Genomic DNA, 17,500 nt, shown 5'->3' with positions numbered 1-17,500 from the left:
CTTAATTGCATTCATTAGTAAATTATCAAATACACGAACCATCTTTTCCGAATCAATCGATGCATAAGCACGTTCCTCAGGAAACTTCTTAACAAACGTAAGTCCATGCTCTTCCGCTTGCGGTACTAACTCTTCTATTAATTGCTCAAGCAACTCATTTACACATACTTCTTGTTTTTCTAATACAACTTGTTCATTTGTTAACTTCGTATACTCAAATAAATCTTCTATTAAATTTTTTAACTGCTCCGACTTTGCAAAAGCAATTCTCGTATACTCATCGTGTTGTTCTTTATTTTCATATTTAGAATCTCGAAGTAATCGTAAGTAACCCATAATAGAAGTAAGTGGTGTACGCAAATCATGCGATACATTTGTGATAAGCTCATTCTTTTGCTTTTCTAATTTACGTTCCTTTTCTATATTATTCATAAGCTCTTCTGCCATATTATTAATATTCTCCGTTAAAGCTGCAATCTCATCTTCACCTTTTTTCTCAATGCGGTAGGCTAAGTTACCTCTTTCTATTTCCTTTACGCCTTGTGCCATTGCTTCAATCTGCTTCATCTTTCTCTTTGTTATATAGAAGAAAGAGAAAATGAATACAAGTACACCAATTAAAAACGGGAATGGTCCTTCTTGCGTATCATATATTACCTCTCCCTCTGGAATTCCACTAACAAACATGTACAAATTCTTTCCTTCAATAGTAATAGGTGAAAAAGATATAAACTCTTTTCTTGTACTTTCAAATACATTTCTACCATCTGTATAATTAATCGCGAATGATGCTGCATTACGAATCGTATTATGCAAATCGATTTGCTCTTCTTGCGCTTGCTTTGTTTTATATAAAACTTTGCCACTTTCATCAGTAACCAATATCTTCAAAGCTCTAGACCCTTGCTCTAAATTTTGGTTCTCCATTTCGATCATATTTGATATAGCTTCTAATTTATTTTCATGAACCGAACTATTTGCCGCTCCTTGAGCTTGGTGATTAATTTGTTCCATACCAGCCCGATAATCGATAGTTGCTTGACGATTCGCATTCTCAAAAAACGGTGCTGCTGCCTTTGCTGACAAAACTCCTAATAACGCACAAGCAGCAAAAGTAGTAATCAATTGAATCCTTATACTCTTTCGTACGCTCTTTACTAATTTCTCAATTAATTGTCTTATTTTCCTTATATAAGTAAACGGATTAAATATCTTTTTCAATCTTATACCCCACTCCCCATACTGTTTTTATATATCTAGGTTTCCTTGGATTCTCCTCAATCTTTTCACGCACTTTTCGAATATGCACCATTACAGTATTATCAGACTGGAAAGATCGTTCGTTCCACACCTTTTCATAAATTTGCTCCGCACTAAACACCATACCTGGATTTCTAGCTAGCAATTCTAAAATTGAAAATTCCCTCGGAGTTAGTTTCACTTCTTCTCCCTCTACAATAACTTTATGGGTCGAGATGTTGATTTTCATCTCCCCAATTTCTAACTCGTCCTCATTTTGAATAGCGAAACCATTCATTTTCATATAACGGCGTAACTGAGATTTAATTCGTGCAATTAGCTCTAACGGATTAAACGGCTTCGTTACATAATCATCTGCCCCTGTTGTTAATCCTAAAATCTTATCCATATCTTGCGTTTTGGCAGAAAGCATAATAATAGGCATTTCTTTCGCTTCCCTTACCTTCATACACATATGAATACCATCCACTTTCGGCATCATAATATCTAATACGACTAGATGTACTTCATTTTCTTCCAATAGACGTAACCCTTCTTCTCCGTCTTCTGCTTGTAATACTTTATATCCTTCATTCTTTAAATAGATTGTAATTAAATTCCGAATTTCTTTTTCATCATCTACGACAAGTATTGTTTCGTGTGCCACAATATCTCCCCCATCACTTTTTTAATCCCTAACTTCTATTATAGGAAAACTTCTGAAGAAAAACGCTCGGAAATCCTTAAGATTTTCTGAAGACGCAAAAAAGGTCTAGACTCCCCTTAAGTCTAGACCTTTAAAAAACCCCTTTTATTTACGAACGTAGATGAAATATAGTACGAATAAAACTCCCATAACATACATAATCGGATGAACCTCTTTACGACGACCACTCACTACCATTGTAATTGGATAGAAGATAAATCCAATCGCAATCCCAGTTGCGATACTATACGTAAGTGGCATAGAGATAATTGTAAAGAATGCTGGCACTGCAATCTCGAATTTCTTCCAATCAATTTCCCCTAAGGAAGAAACCATCAAGATTCCTACAATAATTAAAGCCGGCGCCGTTACTGCTGGCGTTACAACACTTAGTAATGGCGAGAAGAATAGTGCCAGTAAAAAGAATCCTGCTGTTACAACTGCTGTAAATCCAGAACGTCCTCCTGCTGCTACCCCTGCAGACGATTCAATGTAAGACGTTGTTGTTGATGTACCCAAGATCGCACCAATTACAGTTGCAATCGCATCTGCAAATAACGCTTTTCCTGCACGTGGTAATTTATTGTTCTTCATTAATCCTGCTTGATTTGCAACCGCTACAAGCGTACCTGCTGTATCAAAGAAATCGATAAAGAAGAACGTTATAATAACAATCCCCATTTGAACTGTGAAAATATCTCCGAAGTGCGTTAACGCCACGCCGAACGTTGGTTCTAGACTCGGTATTGCTCCCACCACAGCTTTCGGAGTATCAATTAATCCTGTTGCTACTCCTAAGATCGCTGTAAGAATCATACCGTAAAATACTGCACCATTAATTTTCTTAATCATGAAGATGATCGTAGTAACAACCCCGAAGATTGCTAGTAACGTTGTACCCTTTGTTAAGTCCCCCAACCCAACAAGAACTGCATCATTTTTCACGATAATTCCGGCATTTTGGAATCCAAGAAATGCAATGAACAATCCGATACCTGCTGCCACTGCAAACTTTAACTCCGATGGAATTGCATTGATGATTTTTTCACGAATACCTGAAGCAGTAAGAATAATAAAGATAATACCTGACATTAATGTTCCGGCAATTGCTGTTTGCCATGGAATCCCCATCGTTAACACTGCTGTATAAGCAAAGAACGCGTTAATTCCCATACCTGGCGCTAAAGCAATTGGATACTTCGCGAAAATACCCATAATTAACGAACCGATCGCTGCCGCTAATGCCGTAGCAACGAATACTGCCCCTGGATCCATCCCTGTACCTGCTGGTAACCCTTTAACATTTCCAAGCGACAGCGTAGCAGGATTGACAAATAGTACGTAAGCCATAGATAGAAATGTCGTTAACCCTGCTATGAACTCAGTCTTATAATTCGTACCGAGCTCATCAAACTGAAAATAGCGTTTCATCTTACGTTTCCCCCGTTATATGATTACTCGCCGTATTTCACCCTAGCCCTCTTTTATCCCGAGAAATAAAAAAGGCTTCCATTGCATATATACATGGAAGCGTTCTATGAATAAAGATAAGATTCCCCTCACCTTTATAAAAACGCCTCGTAGTCAAGCCATTTACGGTAGCTAGGTAGAAACTTTCGGGCCATATCCCCGATATTATACGACGGCATAATATTCACTTTTCGTTTGAATTACATAATCATATTAACTCGACGAAGTAGTTTTGTCAATTTAAAAACGAACGTTTTTATAAACTTTTATAGTTTCGTTCGTATTAACACCAAAATAAAAAAGATCCACCTATGCATAAGCAATAGATGGACCTTTTTATAAATACTATTCCCACTCAATAGTTGCTGGTGGCTTACTCGTTACATCATACACGATACGGTTAACGTGTTTTACTTCGTTTACGATACGTACAGAGATTTTCTCTAATACGTCCCAAGGGATACGTGCCCAGTCAGCTGTCATACCGTCGATAGATGTTACCGCACGGATACCTACTGTGTAATCGTAAGTACGCTCGTCACCCATAACACCTACGCTACGCATACCAGGAAGCGCAGTGAAGTATTGCCAGATTTCACGGTCTAAGCCCGCTTTAATAATTTCTTCACGTAAAATCGCATCAGATTCACGAACGATTTCTAATTTCTCTTCTGTGATTTCACCTAATACACGAATACCAAGACCCGGTCCTGGGAATGGTTGACGCCATACGATTTCATCAGGAATTCCTAATTCAGATCCTAATACACGTACTTCGTCTTTAAATAACGTGTTTAAAGGCTCAATTAATTTGAACTGCATGTCTTCTGGAAGTCCACCAACGTTATGGTGAGATTTAATTGTTTGCGCAGTTGCTGTACCACTCTCAACGATATCTGTGTAAAGTGTACCTTGCGCTAAGAAGTCCATACCTTGTAATTTTGACGCTTCATCATCAAATACGTAAATGAATTCGTTACCGATGATTTTACGTTTTTGTTCTGGATCTTCTACACCTTTTAACTTGTCCATGAAGCGGTCTCTTGCATCCACTTTAATAACGTTCATATGGAAGCCTTCGCTAAATGTTTTCATAACGCCTTCTGCTTCACCTTTACGAAGTAAACCGTGGTCAACGAAAATACATGTTAATTGATCACCAATTGCTTTATGAATTAATACTGCTACAACAGAAGAGTCTACACCGCCACTAAGTGCGCATAGTACTTTTTTGTCTCCAACAGTTTCACGAATCTTTTCTAATTCTACTTCAATAAAGTTCTCCATGTTCCATCCTTCAGAACAACCACATACACCGAATACGAAGTTTTTAATTAAATCGTTACCGTGCTCAGAGTGACGTACTTCTGGGTGGAATTGTACACCGTATAAGTTTTTCGCTTCATTGCTCATACCAGCAATTGGGCAAGACTCACTTGTTGCATCTACTACGAATCCTTCAGGTAAACCAGTTACTAAGTCGCCATGGCTCATCCATACAACTTGCTCTTCTGGAAGGTTCGCATATAATTTTGATTCGTTCTCTACTTTAAGAACAGCTTTTCCGTACTCACGGTGATTTGCACGCTCTACTTTACCACCGAATTGTTGCGTCATAAGCTGCATACCGTAACAAATACCGAAGATTGGTAAACCTAGTTCAAAGATTTTTTCATCACAATGTAATGCACCTTCACCGTATACACTATTTGGTCCACCAGAGAAAATAATCCCTTTTGGGTTCATTGCTTTAATTTCTTCTGCAGTAATTGTATGTGGATGAAGTTCACTGTATACACCGAACTCACGAATTCGACGTGCTATTAACTGATTGTATTGACTTCCAAAATCTAAAACGATAATTGTATCGTGTTGTTTCTTCAAAATAATCACCCCAACGTTAGTTCTCGTATATAAATATTTTCACCAATTTGGCGAAAAGCATTACCAATATAATAAAAAAAGCCAGTCCTCCGCCTCTAGTCTCATAACAAAGAAAAGGCAGGGGTCTGGCTTTATAAAGAAAGATAGTCTCCGCTCTTTATAAATATAAGACACACTGCCTTCATAGTCAGGTTGTTTACGGTAACCCGGTAGAGACTCTCAAACCATATCATTGAGGATATATGAAGGATCGTTTTATATTATCTTCCTAGATTCTAACAATGAAGTATCAATATGGTCAAGAGAGAAAGCGACAAAATTCTACAGAAATTCATTTCCTTTTCTAAAAAACATAAAAAAACATCCATTTCTATATAGAAATGGATGTTTTTTAGGACAAACGGAATTACATCATTCCGCCCATACCGCCCATGCCCATGCCGCCCATGTCAGGCATTGCTGGTGCATTTGGTTCTGGCTTGTCAGCTACTACAGCTTCAGTTGTTAAGAACATAGCTGCAACAGATGCTGCGTTTTGAAGTGCAGAACGAGTTACTTTAGCTGGATCTACGATACCAGACTCAAGCATGTTAACCCATTCGCCAGTAGCTGCGTTGAAACCAACGCCTACTTTTTCGCCTTTTAGACGCTCTACAACTACAGATCCTTCTAGACCAGCGTTGATTGCGATTTGACGAACTGGCTCTTCTAGTGCGCGAAGTACGATGTTGATACCTGTTGCTTCGTCGCCTTCAGCTACGATAGAAGCTACTTTTGTGTATACGTTCATAAGTGAAGTACCACCACCTGCAACGATACCTTCTTCTACTGCTGCACGAGTTGAGTTAAGTGCATCTTCAATGCGAAGTTTGCGCTCTTTTAACTCAGTTTCAGTTGCTGCACCTACTTTAATTACTGCTACGCCACCTGCTAGTTTAGCAAGACGCTCTTGTAATTTTTCACGATCGAATTCAGAAGTTGTTTCTTCTAATTGCGCACGGATTTGACCGATGCGAGCTTCGATTTGTTCTGTGCTTCCTACACCTTCAACTACAGTTGTGTTTTCTTTTGTAACAACAACTTTACCAGCGCGTCCTAAAGATTCAACTGTAGCAGATTTTAAGTCACGGCCTAATTCTTCAGTGATCACTTCGCCACCAGTTAAGATTGCGATATCTTCTAGCATTGCTTTACGACGGTCACCAAATCCAGGAGCTTTAACAGCTACTACATTGAATGTACCACGAAGTTTGTTCACTACTAATGTAGCTAATGCTTCGCCTTCTACATCTTCAGCAATGATAAGAAGTGGTTTACCTTGTTGTACCACTTGCTCTAATACTGGTAAGATTTCTTGAATGTTAGAAATCTTTTTGTCAGTAATTAAGATATATGGGTTATCAAGAACTGCTTCCATTTTGTCAGAATCAGTAATCATGTAAGGAGATGCATAGCCACGATCAAATTGCATACCTTCTACTACGTCTAATTCTGTTGTGAATCCTTTAGACTCTTCTAAAGTAATAACGCCGTCGTTACCAACGCGCTCCATTGCTTCAGCGATTAATTGACCTACTTCTTCGTCAGCTGCAGAAATAGCAGCTACTTGTGCGATAGAAGATTTGCCTTCGATTGGTTTAGAAATCGTTTTTAATTCTTCAATTGCAGCAGTAACAGCTTTTTCGATACCTTTACGAAGACCCATTGGGTTCGCACCAGCTGTTACGTTTTTAAGACCTTCACGAATCATAGCTTGCGCTAATACAGTTGCAGTTGTTGTTCCGTCACCAGCTACGTCATTTGTTTTGCTAGCAACTTCTGCTACTAATTTCGCACCCATGTTTTCGAATGCATCTTCTAATTCGATTTCTTTTGCGATTGTTACACCATCATTTGTAATAAGTGGTGAACCAAATTTTTTCTCAAGTACAACGTTACGACCTTTTGGTCCAAGCGTAACTTTTACTGCGTTTGCAAGAGTGTCGACACCGCGAAGCATCGAACGACGTGCTTCTTCACTAAATTTAATATCTTTTGCCATAATAATTGACCCCCTTGGATTTTTTAAGATTTATATAATTAACCGATAACTGCTAAAATGTCACTTTCACGTAAAATCAAGTAGTCTGTACCTTCATATTTCACTTCAGTACCTGCATATTTTGAGAAGATGATAAGATCACCTGCTGCTACCTCTAAAGCAACACGCTCACCATTCTCAAGCACTCGACCAGTACCTACTGCAACAACTTTACCCTCTTGTGGTTTTTCTTTTGCAGTATCTGGTAATACGATACCACTTGCTGTTTTTTCTTCTGCTTGAACAAGCTCAATTACAACGCGATCACCTAATGGCTTTAGCATGAACAATAACCTCCTCATTTTGTTATGTAAATTTCTTTTATTAGCACTCAAGTCATCCGAGTGCTAACACACTTATAATAATAAATAATCTCAATTTCTTTTGCAAGTAAAAAAATCATAATTTTTTCGCAAATCACTATATAAACTTTCTATATACAATACTGCCTTTACTATATGAATCGTTGTTTCCACTGCTCGTATGTTACAATATGAAAGGACACCCTAAGTTGTTTTCGCTACACATACAACTTTCTCCTGTCTTCTATTATAATTTCAAATAAGGATTTACGAAAAAAACATAATTCAAGAGGTTTATATCGTAGGTAGCATATTTACATGTTATCCTAACTTATCTCATACACTATAGTTAGAAAGGATGGTTAAACCATTTGAAGAAACAATACTGGTGGATTATCGTTACATACATTTTAATGCAGTTATCTGGCGTTGTTGGATTACCACTTCTCCTAAAAACAGGACTCTATGATAATAGAGGATTTACCATTGAAGAAAAAGGACAAATCATAACGGGACACTGGGCAATCATTAGCTTCTTTATTGCATTATGTATCGTGCTTTGGTTACTTAGAACAGATATTCGTGACAGGCATTTAGATCCAATGCGCTCTTCTGTTCCAGCTACTATTGGATGGATTTTTATCGGGTTCTTCTTAGCAATCATCTCACAATCCATTGCAGGTATGATTGAAATGTATGTATTTGGGGTTCCACGTGGATCTGAGAATACAGACAGACTGATGGACATCGCAAGAACGATACCTTGGTTCCTTATTGTTGTATCTATAATTGGACCTATCTTAGAAGAAATCGTATTTAGAAAAATTCTATTCGGCACGCTTTATAAGAAGTTTAACTTCTTTATCGCAGCTATCATTAGTTCGCTTGTATTCGCAACAATTCATTTTGATTTTACTCACTTATTGGTATACACTGCTATGGGGCTCGTATTTGCCTTCTTATATGTGAAGACGAAACGTATTATCGTTCCGATTGCAGCTCATGTTGCGATGAATACATTAGTCGCTATTGGGCAAATTTTTATGAGCAATGAACAAATTCAAGAAATGATTAAAGAAGCTGAAAAAATGCAAGGCTTTATCGGAGGATTTTTTGTATGAGAAACTCACCATTGTTCATGGCTGCACTATACTTCCTTCTTGGATGTATCTTTACACGCTTCGCCATTACGAACGTGACAGATACAATCTGGAATATGTGGACAATACTATTTGCAGTTATGGCAACAATTGATTTTAATTTGGCACTTCGCCTTATATTAGTTAAATTCACAAAGAAGAAACAATAATAAAACGCAGAGGTCGCTTCCTCTGCGTTTTATTGTGGATAGTTTTTCAAAAAGTAAACTAATGTTTGTAACTCTACAGCTAAGTCAATATGATGAATTCTAATATTCTCTGATACGTTTAATCGCGCTGGTGTGAAATTCAAAATACCGTGCACGCTTGTTTCAGCTAATCTATCTGCTACAGCTTGTGCTACTGTAGCCGGTACTGTTAATATTGCCACTTGTATATCATTTGATAATCTCTCTTCTAATTCATCTAAATGATATACAGGAATGCCCCCGATTTCTGTTCCAACTTTCTCTTCACTAACATCAAATGCCATTTCAATTTTTGTATTATTGTTTTTCGTGAAATTATAATGTAAGAAAGCGGTCCCTAAATTACCTACTCCAATAAGTGCTACACGTGTTATATCATCTTGATCAAGTGTTTCGCGGAAAAATGATAATAAATAATTTACGTTATATCCATATCCCTTTTTCCCTAACGCTCCAAAATACGAAAAATCTCTTCGTATTGTTGCAGAATCTACTTTTACTGCCTCACTCAATTCGGCCGATGAAACACGCTGCTTACCAGAAAGAGATAAGTTTTGGATAAATCGATAGTATAGAGGCAATCTTTTAGCAGTGGCTTGTGGAATCTTTTGCTGATCCATATGACCTCTCCTCTCTTCCTATCTTTATTCATATACTTTAATCAAATACAGAAGTTTAGCACTCATTAAATTCCTTGTATAATAAAGAGAAGAAGTATTCTCTCTTTATTTTAAACTATACACTATTTTTAGTATGATTGAGAAATATAAACATGGCAAAGTTAAGAAATTATTTGAGGTGAAAACATTGATTTTATTACAAGTAAACGCGCTTTCGAAATTATACGGTGCAGAAACGATTCTTGCAAACATAAAATTGGAAGTACAAACAAAAGATCGTATCGCATTAGTTGGAAGGAATGGAGCAGGAAAATCTACATTATTAAAAATTATCGCTGGTGAATTATCTCATGATGGTGGCGAAATTATAAAACCGAAAGATGTCTCAATCGGATATTTAGCTCAAAATACTGGACTAGAAACGTCTTTAACAATTTGGGATGAAATGCTAACCGTCTTTACCCACTTACAGCAAATGGAGACAAAACTTCGAAGGCTTGAGCAAGAAATGGGAAAAGAAGAAAACTTTTCAAACGAAGCTACATATGAAAGATTGTTAGCTGATTATGACCAACTACAACTCAATTATAAAGATCAAGGTGGATATCAATATGAAGCGGATATTCGCTCCATTTTAAGCGGCCTTGGCTTCCCAGTTGAAACGCACCAGACGACGATCTCTACTTTAAGCGGCGGGCAAAAAACAAGATTAGCTCTCGGGAAATTATTATTAACAAAACCAGACTTACTTATTTTGGACGAGCCTACAAACCATTTAGACATCGAAACATTAACATGGCTTGAGCAATATTTGCAAGGTTATCCTGGCGCAATATTAATCGTCTCACATGACCGTTATTTCTTAGACAAACTCGTTACACAAGTATATGAAATTTCGAATAAAGAAAGCAGACGATTTGTTGGTAACTACAGTAAATATTTAGACTTAAAATCAGCATTATATGAGCAAGAAATGAAACGTTACGAAAAACAACAAGATGAAATCGCAAAACTTGAGGACTTCGTTCAAAAGAATATAGCTCGCGCTTCTACAACGAAACGTGCTCAAAGTCGCCGTAAACAACTAGACAGAATGGAATTATTAACGAGACCATTAGGGGATTCTAAGTCAGCATCATTCCACTTCGATATTGAAAAACAAAGTGGAAATGATGTTTTACAAGTAAATGATGCAACCATCGGCTATGATGGAAACCCTATAATTGAACATGTAACTATGCGCTTAACTCGCGGAGATAGTGTTGCTTTAGTTGGTCCAAACGGAATTGGGAAATCCACATTGTTAAAATCCATTGTGAATAAGTTACCACTATTAAATGGTGATGTTTCTTTCGGATCAAATGTATCTGTTGGTTATTATGATCAAGAACAAGCAAACTTAACATCTTCTAAACGGGTTTTAAATGAACTATGGGATGAATATCCACTGCAACCGGAAAAAGAAATCCGTACTATACTTGGGAATTTTTTATTCACAGGAGATGATGTACTGAAACCAGTATCTTCCCTTAGTGGTGGACAAAAAGCTCGATTAGCTCTTGCAAAACTTATGATGCAAAAGTCAAATTTGTTAATTCTAGATGAGCCTACGAACCACCTTGATTTAAATAGTAAAGAGATTTTGGAGAATGCTTTAATTGATTACCCAGGGACTCTTCTATTCGTCTCACATGACCGCTACTTTATTAACCGTGTAACAACGACTGTGGTTGAGTTATCAACAGAAGGTGCACAGGAATATTTAGGGGATTACGATTACTACGTTGAAAAGAAAAATGAAATGATTGAACGTGCAGAACTTGAACAGCAAGAAAGTGACGTTCCTGTTCAAAAGGTGGTTGCACAAGAGAAATTAAATTATTTAGAAGAAAAAGAGCGTAAAAAACTAGAGCGTCAACGCACTAGAAAAATTGAAGAGCTAGAACAAAGTATAGTGGAATTAGAAGAAGAAATTGCTACGTTAGAAGATCAACTTTGCTTACCAGAAATATATGCAGATTATGAAAAAGCTAGTGAAATTACAACTAAAAAGCAAACGCTACAAGAACAACTTGAAACTTGTATGGCAGAATGGGAAGAGCTGCATGTATAAGCATATTTAAATAAGGAAGATGTCTCATAAGTCAGGATTTTTGACTATGTGACATCTTTTTTTAGTACTTAAACAATTTTTTGAATATATCTATCGTAACTTAGAATATACTAACGATTTTTTAAATATATCTATTGTAACCCTATATATATTAACAATTCGACACGAAATATCGTTTTAACGACAAAGATTGACAAGATTAGCATCTTCTATAATGGGGAGATGTTTCAAAATGTTTTTCGGGGATATCTTCTTGCTTTTTATTTCCCGAAAAAGAACAAATTCAAAGGTCTGACATCAACCTATTTATCCACAAGTTTATACACATATCCACCTTTATAAAATAAACATCAAAATAACTTTTCCACATTATCCACAGTCAACAAAAAAGTTATCAACATTTTATATACACAATAAAACCCACATTATCAACAGATAATATGGGTTTTATCCACAACCTGTGGTTAATTATGTGTATAACTATGCTTCAATATCTAATCCTGGATTTGCATTTAAGGCTAATGTTGCACGCTTACCTTGTTCATAAGCAATTGTCCCTGCCGCTGCAATCATCGCTGCATTATCTGTGCATAAAGATAGCGGCGGAATAATTAATTCAATGTTTTCTTTTTGTGCAAATTCCTCTTCTAATCGCGCACGAAGTCCTTTATTAGCAGCTACTCCACCAGCAAGAAGTAATTGCTTTACATTGTAAGCTTCTGCTGCACGAGCTGCTTTCGTTACAAGTACATCTATTACACTTTCTTGGAAACTTGCCGCTAAATCTTCTGGTGCAATTTCTATACCGCGCTGTTTTGCGTTATGCACAGTGTTGATAACTGCTGATTTCAATCCACTAAAGCTAAAATCATACGAATCCGGTTCTAGCCATGCACGAGGCAAATCAATTGTCGGTTCTCCTTCATGTGCAAGGCGATCAATATGAGGACCACCTGGATATGGCATAGATAACGTACGAGCTACTTTATCATATGCTTCTCCAGCTGCATCGTCTCGTGTTTCACCAATTACTTCGAATGAACCATGTTCTTTCATATAAACAAGTTCTGTATGCCCACCAGATACAACAAGTGATAATAACGGGAATTGAACTTCTTTTACTAAACGGTTCGCATAAATATGACCAGCAATATGATGAACACCGACTAACGGAATATCATGTGCAAACGCTACTGCCTTCGCTGCATTTACTCCAATTAGAAGTGCTCCTACTAAACCAGGACCTTCTGTTACAGCAATTGCATCAATATCATCAAATGTGATATTTGCTTCCTTTAAAGCTTCTTCTAACACAACTGTAATTTCTTCTACATGATGACGGGATGCAATCTCTGGTACAACGCCGCCAAAACGTTTATGACTTTCAATTTGTGATGCAACGACATTCGCAATAATTTCCGTTCCATTTTTAACAACTGCTACTGCTGTTTCATCACAACTTGTTTCAATACCAAGTATAATCGTATTTTTTTCCATTATATATTCACCCACATTACGAGACCATCTTCCTGATTGTCTGCATAGTATCGTTTACGAATCCCACCATTTTGAAATCCGTATTTTCTGTATAACTGCTTTGCTACTTCATTTGATACACGTACTTCAAGTGTCATTGTTTTTACCCCTAGTTCTTTCGCTTCAGAAATAACTGCTTTCAATAGGGCATCTCCTAACTTTTGACCTCGGTATTCTGGCAAAATAGCTATATTTGTTATATGTGATTCATCAATAATTATCCACAATCCACAATACCCGACTACACGACCATCTTTTTCTAACACAATATAATGTGCATGTTCATTCATCGTTAATTCACGGTGAAAGGCATCTGCAGTCCAAGGAGTTGAAAAAGACGCTTCTTCAATAGCTACAATTTGAGCAATATCATCAAGCTCCATCTTTCTAAATATCATATCCATCTTCTGCAAGCTCCTACTTGTTTTGACTTTCTAACCACTTTGTTTCAGCTTCAGCTAAACGAAGATAGCTTGGAACAAACGTATGCACATCTTGTTCTTCTTTTTGTAATCCTAAGAATGCTAGCTCACTTGGTCTTGGGTTATTTTTAGTAAATGGAGCGAATACAGCTTGATCACCTAAATGTTCTATAATTGTTTCTTTATGCAATTTAACATCGTTACCGATAAATAAAACAGGCTGTCCTTTATCTTTTAACATTTGCAACCAGTCTACAATAAGAATAATTCGGTCTTCTTCTATTGAAGTTAACTGCTCTCCTTCATATGTATATAACCCAGTATAAATTTGCCCACGTCTTCCATCAAATAAAGGACAAATTAACCCGTTAAAGTTAGCACCGTTTGCAGCTACTACCTCTAAACTTGATACACCTACAATTGGTATTTGAAGTGACCAAGCTAATGTTTTCGCCGCTGTCACGCCTATACGAACACCTGTATAGGATCCAGGTCCAGCAGCTACAACGATTTTAGTTAATTCCTTCGGTTTTACACCGCATTCTTTTAACAGTTTCTCTACAGCTGGCATAAGACGTACAGAATGGTTTTTTGTTAAATTTGTAATGATTTCCCCAATTACGTTTTCTTCCTCAATAAGGGATACACCCATTACGTAATTTGAAGTATCAATTGCTAGTACTTTCATCTTGTAATAGCTCCTCACATAATCTAATATAGCGATCTCCAATTGGCTCGAGTATAATTTTTCTTGTGTCATCTCCAGCATGGAATAAACTAATTTGTAACTTTTCATTCGGTAAATATGCTTCTATTAAATGAGCCCATTCTACTACCGTAATTCCTTCACCGTAGAAATATTCATCAAAGCCTAAGTCCTCTTCACTTTCTGCTAAGCGATACACGTCCATATGATATAGCGGTAATCTTCCTTTATATTCTTTAATGATATTAAAGGTAGGACTATTTACAACTCTTTTCACTCCAAGACCTTTTGCTAGTCCCTTTGTAAAAGTCGTCTTACCAGCTCCAAGATCTCCTTCTAAAATAATTACGTCTTGTGCCTCTACGAGCTCACCTAGTTTTTCTGATAACCTTTGTGTTTCCTCAGAAGATTTTGTTGTTACTTCATATTTACTCACAGACTTCACCTACTTTACTCACAATGTTCTCTGCTCTTTATTATACAGGTTTTGAATATATAAAAAAGTCCTTAGGAGTTGTCCTAAGGATAGTTTGACTGTCTTTATTAGTTTTTTGTTAAAACAAATAAAAAAATACGAAACAACTTGTTTCGTTCTTTTCTTTATATGAAATGGCGGTCCCGACCGGGGTCGAACCGGCGATCTCCTGCGTGACAGGCAGGCATGTTAACCACTACACCACGGGACCATTTGGTTGCGGGGACAGGATTTGAACCTGCGACCTTCGGGTTATGAGCCCGACGAGCTACCGTGCTGCTCCACCCCGCGACAATATAAATAGCTTGGCGACGTCCTACTCTCACAGGGACAAGGTCCCAACTACCATCGGCGCTAGAGAGCTTAACTTCCGTGTTCGGTATGGGAACGGGTGTGACCTCTCTGCCATCATCACCAAACTATTGAAGGTATATTCCTTCAAAACTAGATAACATTTGCTACATATTATATGGTTAAGTCCTCGATCTATTAGTATTCGTCAGCTCCACATGTCACCATGCTTCCACCTCGAACCTATCAACCTGATCATCTTTCAGGGATCTTACTAGCTTACGCTATGGGAAATCTCATCTTGAGGGGGGCTTCATGCTTAGATGCTTTCAGCACTTATCCCTTCCGCACATAGCTACCCAGCTATGCCCTTGGCAGAACAACTGGTACACCAGCGGTGCGTCCATCCCGGTCCTCTCGTACTAAGGACAGCTCCTCTCAAATTTCCTACGCCCACGACGGATAGGGACCGAACTGTCTCACGACGTTCTGAACCCAGCTCGCGTACCGCTTTAATGGGCGAACAGCCCAACCCTTGGGACCGACTACAGCCCCAGGATGCGATGAGCCGACATCGAGGTGCCAAACCTCCCCGTCGATGTGGACTCTTGGGGGAGATAAGCCTGTTATCCCCGGGGTAGCTTTTATCCGTTGAGCGATGGCCCTTCCATGCGGAACCACCGGATCACTAAGCCCGACTTTCGTCCCTGCTCGACTTGTAGGTCTCGCAGTCAAGCTCCCTTATGCCTTTGCACTCTACGAATGATTTCCAACCATTCTGAGGGAACCTTTGGGCGCCTCCGTTACACTTTAGGAGGCGACCGCCCCAGTCAAACTGCCCACCTGACACTGTCTCCCGGGTCGATAAGACCCGTAGGTTAGAATTTCAATACAGTCAGGGCGGTATCCCACCAGCGCCTCCACCGAAGCTAGCGCTCCGGTTTCAATGGCTCCCGCCTATCCTGTACAAACTGTACCAAAATTCAATATCAGGCTACAGTAAAGCTCCACGGGGTCTTTCCGTCCTGTCGCGGGTAACCTGCATCTTCACAGGTACTATAATTTCACCGAGTCTCTGGTTGAGACAGTGCCCAAATCGTTACACCTTTCGTGCGGGTCGGAACTTACCCGACAAGGAATTTCGCTACCTTAGGACCGTTATAGTTACGGCCGCCGTTTACTGGGGCTTCAGTTCAGAGCTTCGCTTACGCTAACCCCTCTCCTTAACCTTCCAGCACCGGGCAGGTGTCACCCCCTATACTTCGCCTTACGGCTTCGCAGAGAGCTGTGTTTTTGCTAAACAGTCGCTTGGGCCTATTCACTGCGGCTTTCCGTTAAGAAAGCACCCCTTCTCCCGAAGTTACGGGGTCATTTTGCCGAGTTCCTTAACCAGAGTTCTCTCGCACACCTTAGGATTCTCTCCTCGCCTACCTGTGTCGGTTTGCGGTACAGGCACCTTTTATCTCGCTAGAAGCTTTTCTTGGCAGCGGGGAATCAAAGACTTCGCTCCATAAGGAGCTTCCCCATCACAGCTCAGCATACGCGATAAGCGGATTTGCCTACTTATCAGCCTAACTGCTTGGACGTGCACAACCAATCGCACGCTTCTTCTATCCTTCTGCGTCCCTCCATTGCTCAAACGATAAAGAGGTGGTACAGGAATATCAACCTGTTGTCCATCGCCTACGCCTGTCGGCCTCGGCTTAGGTCCTGACTAACCCTGAGCGGACGAGCCTTCCTCAGGAAACCTTAGGCATTCGGTGGACGGGATTCTCACCCGTCTTTCGCTACTCATACCGGCATTCTCACTTCTAAGCACTCCACCAGTCCTTCCGGTCTGACTTCACTGTCCTTAGAACGCTCCCCTACCACTGATACCATTGGTATCAATCCGCAGCTTCGGTGGTGTATTTAGCCCCGGTACATTTTCGGCGCAGAGTCACTCGACTAGTGAGCTATTACGCACTCTTTAAATGGTGGCTGCTTCTAAGCCAACATCCTAGTTGTCTAAGCAACTCCACATCCTTTTCCACTTAATACACACTTTGGGACCTTAGCTGGCGGTCTGGGCTGTTTCCCTTTTGACTACGGATCTTATCACTCGCAGTCTGACTCCTAAGGATAAGTCATTGGCATTCGGAGTTTGACTGAATTCGGTAATCCGATGAGGACCCCTAGTCCAATCAGTGCTCTACCTCCAAGACTCTTACACTTAAGGCTAGCCCTAAAGCTATTTCGGGGAGAACCAGCTATCTCCAGGTTCGATTGGAATTTCTCCGCTACCCACACCTCATCCCCGCACTTTTCA

Annotated in this window: 14 protein-coding genes, 2 tRNA genes, 2 rRNA genes and 2 riboswitches (2 of these 20 running past the window's edge); of the genes, 3 read left to right on the top strand and 15 right to left on the bottom strand. The window is 39.0% G+C overall.

Going from position 1 to position 17,500, the window contains the following annotated elements:
* The 6 genes from ampS to groES all read right to left on the bottom strand — a co-directional run.
* On the bottom strand, nucleotides 1-1,221 hold the 5' portion of the coding sequence (gene ampS / locus C3Y97_RS01545) for an aminopeptidase AmpS (RefSeq protein WP_000719222.1). It extends 285 nt beyond the left edge of the window; only the first 1,221 of its 1,506 coding nucleotides appear in the window; it begins with the start codon at nucleotides 1,219-1,221; its stop codon lies off the left edge, out of view.
* Complete coding sequence (locus C3Y97_RS01540; RefSeq protein ID WP_000929879.1) at nucleotides 1,205-1,906, bottom strand: response regulator transcription factor; 702 nt, start codon at nucleotides 1,904-1,906, stop codon at nucleotides 1,205-1,207. The genes ampS and C3Y97_RS01540 overlap by 17 nt, the downstream gene beginning before the upstream one ends.
* Before the next feature lie 144 nt (nucleotides 1,907-2,050).
* A complete protein-coding gene (locus C3Y97_RS01535; RefSeq protein ID WP_000833082.1) occupies nucleotides 2,051-3,376 on the bottom strand; it encodes an NCS2 family permease in 1,326 nt (441 codons plus the stop codon).
* 130 nt (nucleotides 3,377-3,506) lie between these two features.
* A riboswitch (purine riboswitch) is annotated at nucleotides 3,507-3,608 on the bottom strand.
* Nucleotides 3,609-3,760: 152 nt separating this feature from the next.
* Nucleotides 3,761-5,299, bottom strand: a complete 1,539-nt coding sequence (gene guaA, locus C3Y97_RS01530; RefSeq protein ID WP_000743924.1) for a glutamine-hydrolyzing GMP synthase — start codon at nucleotides 5,297-5,299, stop codon at nucleotides 3,761-3,763.
* A gap of 164 nt (nucleotides 5,300-5,463) precedes the next feature.
* A riboswitch (purine riboswitch) is annotated at nucleotides 5,464-5,565 on the bottom strand.
* A 140-nt stretch (nucleotides 5,566-5,705) separates the two neighbouring features.
* Nucleotides 5,706-7,340 carry a chaperonin GroEL gene (groL, locus tag C3Y97_RS01525; protein ID WP_001029993.1) on the bottom strand — a complete coding sequence of 545 codons (1,635 nt, stop codon included), beginning with the start codon at nucleotides 7,338-7,340 and terminating at the stop codon, nucleotides 5,706-5,708.
* Between the two features lie 38 nt (nucleotides 7,341-7,378).
* A complete protein-coding gene (gene groES, locus C3Y97_RS01520) occupies nucleotides 7,379-7,663 on the bottom strand; it encodes a co-chaperone GroES (RefSeq protein WP_000917311.1) in 285 nt (94 codons plus the stop codon).
* A gap of 389 nt (nucleotides 7,664-8,052) precedes the next feature.
* Between groES and C3Y97_RS01515 the strand changes: the two genes are divergently transcribed.
* Both C3Y97_RS01515 and C3Y97_RS01510 read left to right on the top strand, forming a co-directional pair.
* Entirely contained in the window at nucleotides 8,053-8,802 is a 750-nt protein-coding gene (locus C3Y97_RS01515) for a CPBP family intramembrane glutamic endopeptidase (protein WP_000745324.1), read from the top strand.
* Nucleotides 8,799-8,990 carry a YdiK family protein gene (locus C3Y97_RS01510; protein WP_001246201.1) on the top strand — a complete coding sequence of 64 codons (192 nt, stop codon included), beginning with the start codon at nucleotides 8,799-8,801 and terminating at the stop codon, nucleotides 8,988-8,990. The genes C3Y97_RS01515 and C3Y97_RS01510 overlap by 4 nt, the downstream gene beginning before the upstream one ends.
* 29 nt (nucleotides 8,991-9,019) lie before the next feature.
* Here the strand turns inward: C3Y97_RS01510 and C3Y97_RS01505 are convergent, their stop codons facing one another.
* Complete coding sequence (locus C3Y97_RS01505) at nucleotides 9,020-9,649, bottom strand: redox-sensing transcriptional repressor Rex (protein ID WP_000372699.1); 630 nt, start codon at nucleotides 9,647-9,649, stop codon at nucleotides 9,020-9,022.
* A 187-nt stretch (nucleotides 9,650-9,836) separates the two neighbouring features.
* On the opposite strand from C3Y97_RS01505, the gene C3Y97_RS01500 reads away from it, so the two are divergent.
* Nucleotides 9,837-11,762, top strand: a complete 1,926-nt coding sequence (locus C3Y97_RS01500; RefSeq protein ID WP_000602149.1) for an ABC-F family ATP-binding cassette domain-containing protein — start codon at nucleotides 9,837-9,839, stop codon at nucleotides 11,760-11,762.
* 480 nt (nucleotides 11,763-12,242) lie between these two features.
* Here the strand turns inward: C3Y97_RS01500 and tsaD are convergent, their stop codons facing one another.
* The 8 genes from tsaD to C3Y97_RS01460 all read right to left on the bottom strand — a co-directional run.
* A complete protein-coding gene (tsaD, locus tag C3Y97_RS01495; protein ID WP_000414585.1) occupies nucleotides 12,243-13,259 on the bottom strand; it encodes a tRNA (adenosine(37)-N6)-threonylcarbamoyltransferase complex transferase subunit TsaD in 1,017 nt (338 codons plus the stop codon).
* On the bottom strand, nucleotides 13,259-13,702 hold the full coding sequence (gene rimI / locus C3Y97_RS01490) for a ribosomal protein S18-alanine N-acetyltransferase (protein WP_000367190.1): 444 nt from the start codon (nucleotides 13,700-13,702) through the stop codon (nucleotides 13,259-13,261). The genes tsaD and rimI overlap by 1 nt, the downstream gene beginning before the upstream one ends.
* A 13-nt stretch (nucleotides 13,703-13,715) precedes the next feature.
* Nucleotides 13,716-14,408: a tRNA (adenosine(37)-N6)-threonylcarbamoyltransferase complex dimerization subunit type 1 TsaB gene (gene tsaB / locus C3Y97_RS01485; RefSeq protein ID WP_000865740.1), complete on the bottom strand. Its 693-nt coding sequence runs from the start codon at nucleotides 14,406-14,408 to the stop codon at nucleotides 13,716-13,718.
* Entirely contained in the window at nucleotides 14,389-14,862 is a 474-nt protein-coding gene (tsaE, locus tag C3Y97_RS01480; protein ID WP_000049642.1) for a tRNA (adenosine(37)-N6)-threonylcarbamoyltransferase complex ATPase subunit type 1 TsaE, read from the bottom strand. Before tsaE ends, tsaB begins: the two co-directional genes overlap by 20 nt.
* 174 nt (nucleotides 14,863-15,036) lie before the next feature.
* A tRNA-Asp gene (locus C3Y97_RS01475) sits at nucleotides 15,037-15,112 on the bottom strand.
* Nucleotides 15,113-15,115: 3 nt separating this feature from the next.
* Nucleotides 15,116-15,192, bottom strand: a tRNA-Met gene (locus C3Y97_RS01470).
* Nucleotides 15,193-15,204: 12 nt separating this feature from the next.
* Nucleotides 15,205-15,320: ribosomal RNA gene (gene rrf / locus C3Y97_RS01465) — 5S ribosomal RNA — on the bottom strand.
* A 50-nt stretch (nucleotides 15,321-15,370) separates the two neighbouring features.
* Nucleotides 15,371-17,500 (bottom strand): 23S ribosomal RNA (locus C3Y97_RS01460); it runs 792 nt beyond the window's last position.

It is taken from the genome of Bacillus sp. DU-106 (assembly GCF_004799705.1).
Lineage (GTDB): Bacteria > Bacillota > Bacilli > Bacillales > Bacillaceae_G > Bacillus_A > Bacillus_A cereus.
The sequence above is the reverse complement of the archived record's forward strand: the minus strand, read 5'-3'. Positions and strand labels throughout refer to the sequence as shown.

Excerpts from the sequence above, each read along its gene's own strand:
- C3Y97_RS01535 (WP_000833082.1), bottom strand. The coding sequence starts at position 3,376 with ATGAAACGCTATTTTCAGTTTGATGAGCTCGGTACGAATTATAAGACT.
- groL (WP_001029993.1), bottom strand. The coding sequence starts at position 7,340 with ATGGCAAAAGATATTAAATTTAGTGAAGAAGCACGTCGTTCGATGCTT.
- groES (WP_000917311.1), bottom strand. The coding sequence starts at position 7,663 with ATGCTAAAGCCATTAGGTGATCGCGTTGTAATTGAGCTTGTTCAAGCA.
- C3Y97_RS01510 (WP_001246201.1), top strand. The coding sequence starts at position 8,799 with ATGAGAAACTCACCATTGTTCATGGCTGCACTATACTTCCTTCTTGGA.
- C3Y97_RS01505 (WP_000372699.1), bottom strand. The coding sequence starts at position 9,649 with ATGGATCAGCAAAAGATTCCACAAGCCACTGCTAAAAGATTGCCTCTA.
- tsaD (WP_000414585.1), bottom strand. The coding sequence starts at position 13,259 with ATGGAAAAAAATACGATTATACTTGGTATTGAAACAAGTTGTGATGAA.
- rimI (WP_000367190.1), bottom strand. The coding sequence starts at position 13,702 with ATGGATATGATATTTAGAAAGATGGAGCTTGATGATATTGCTCAAATT.
- tsaB (WP_000865740.1), bottom strand. The coding sequence starts at position 14,408 with ATGAAAGTACTAGCAATTGATACTTCAAATTACGTAATGGGTGTATCC.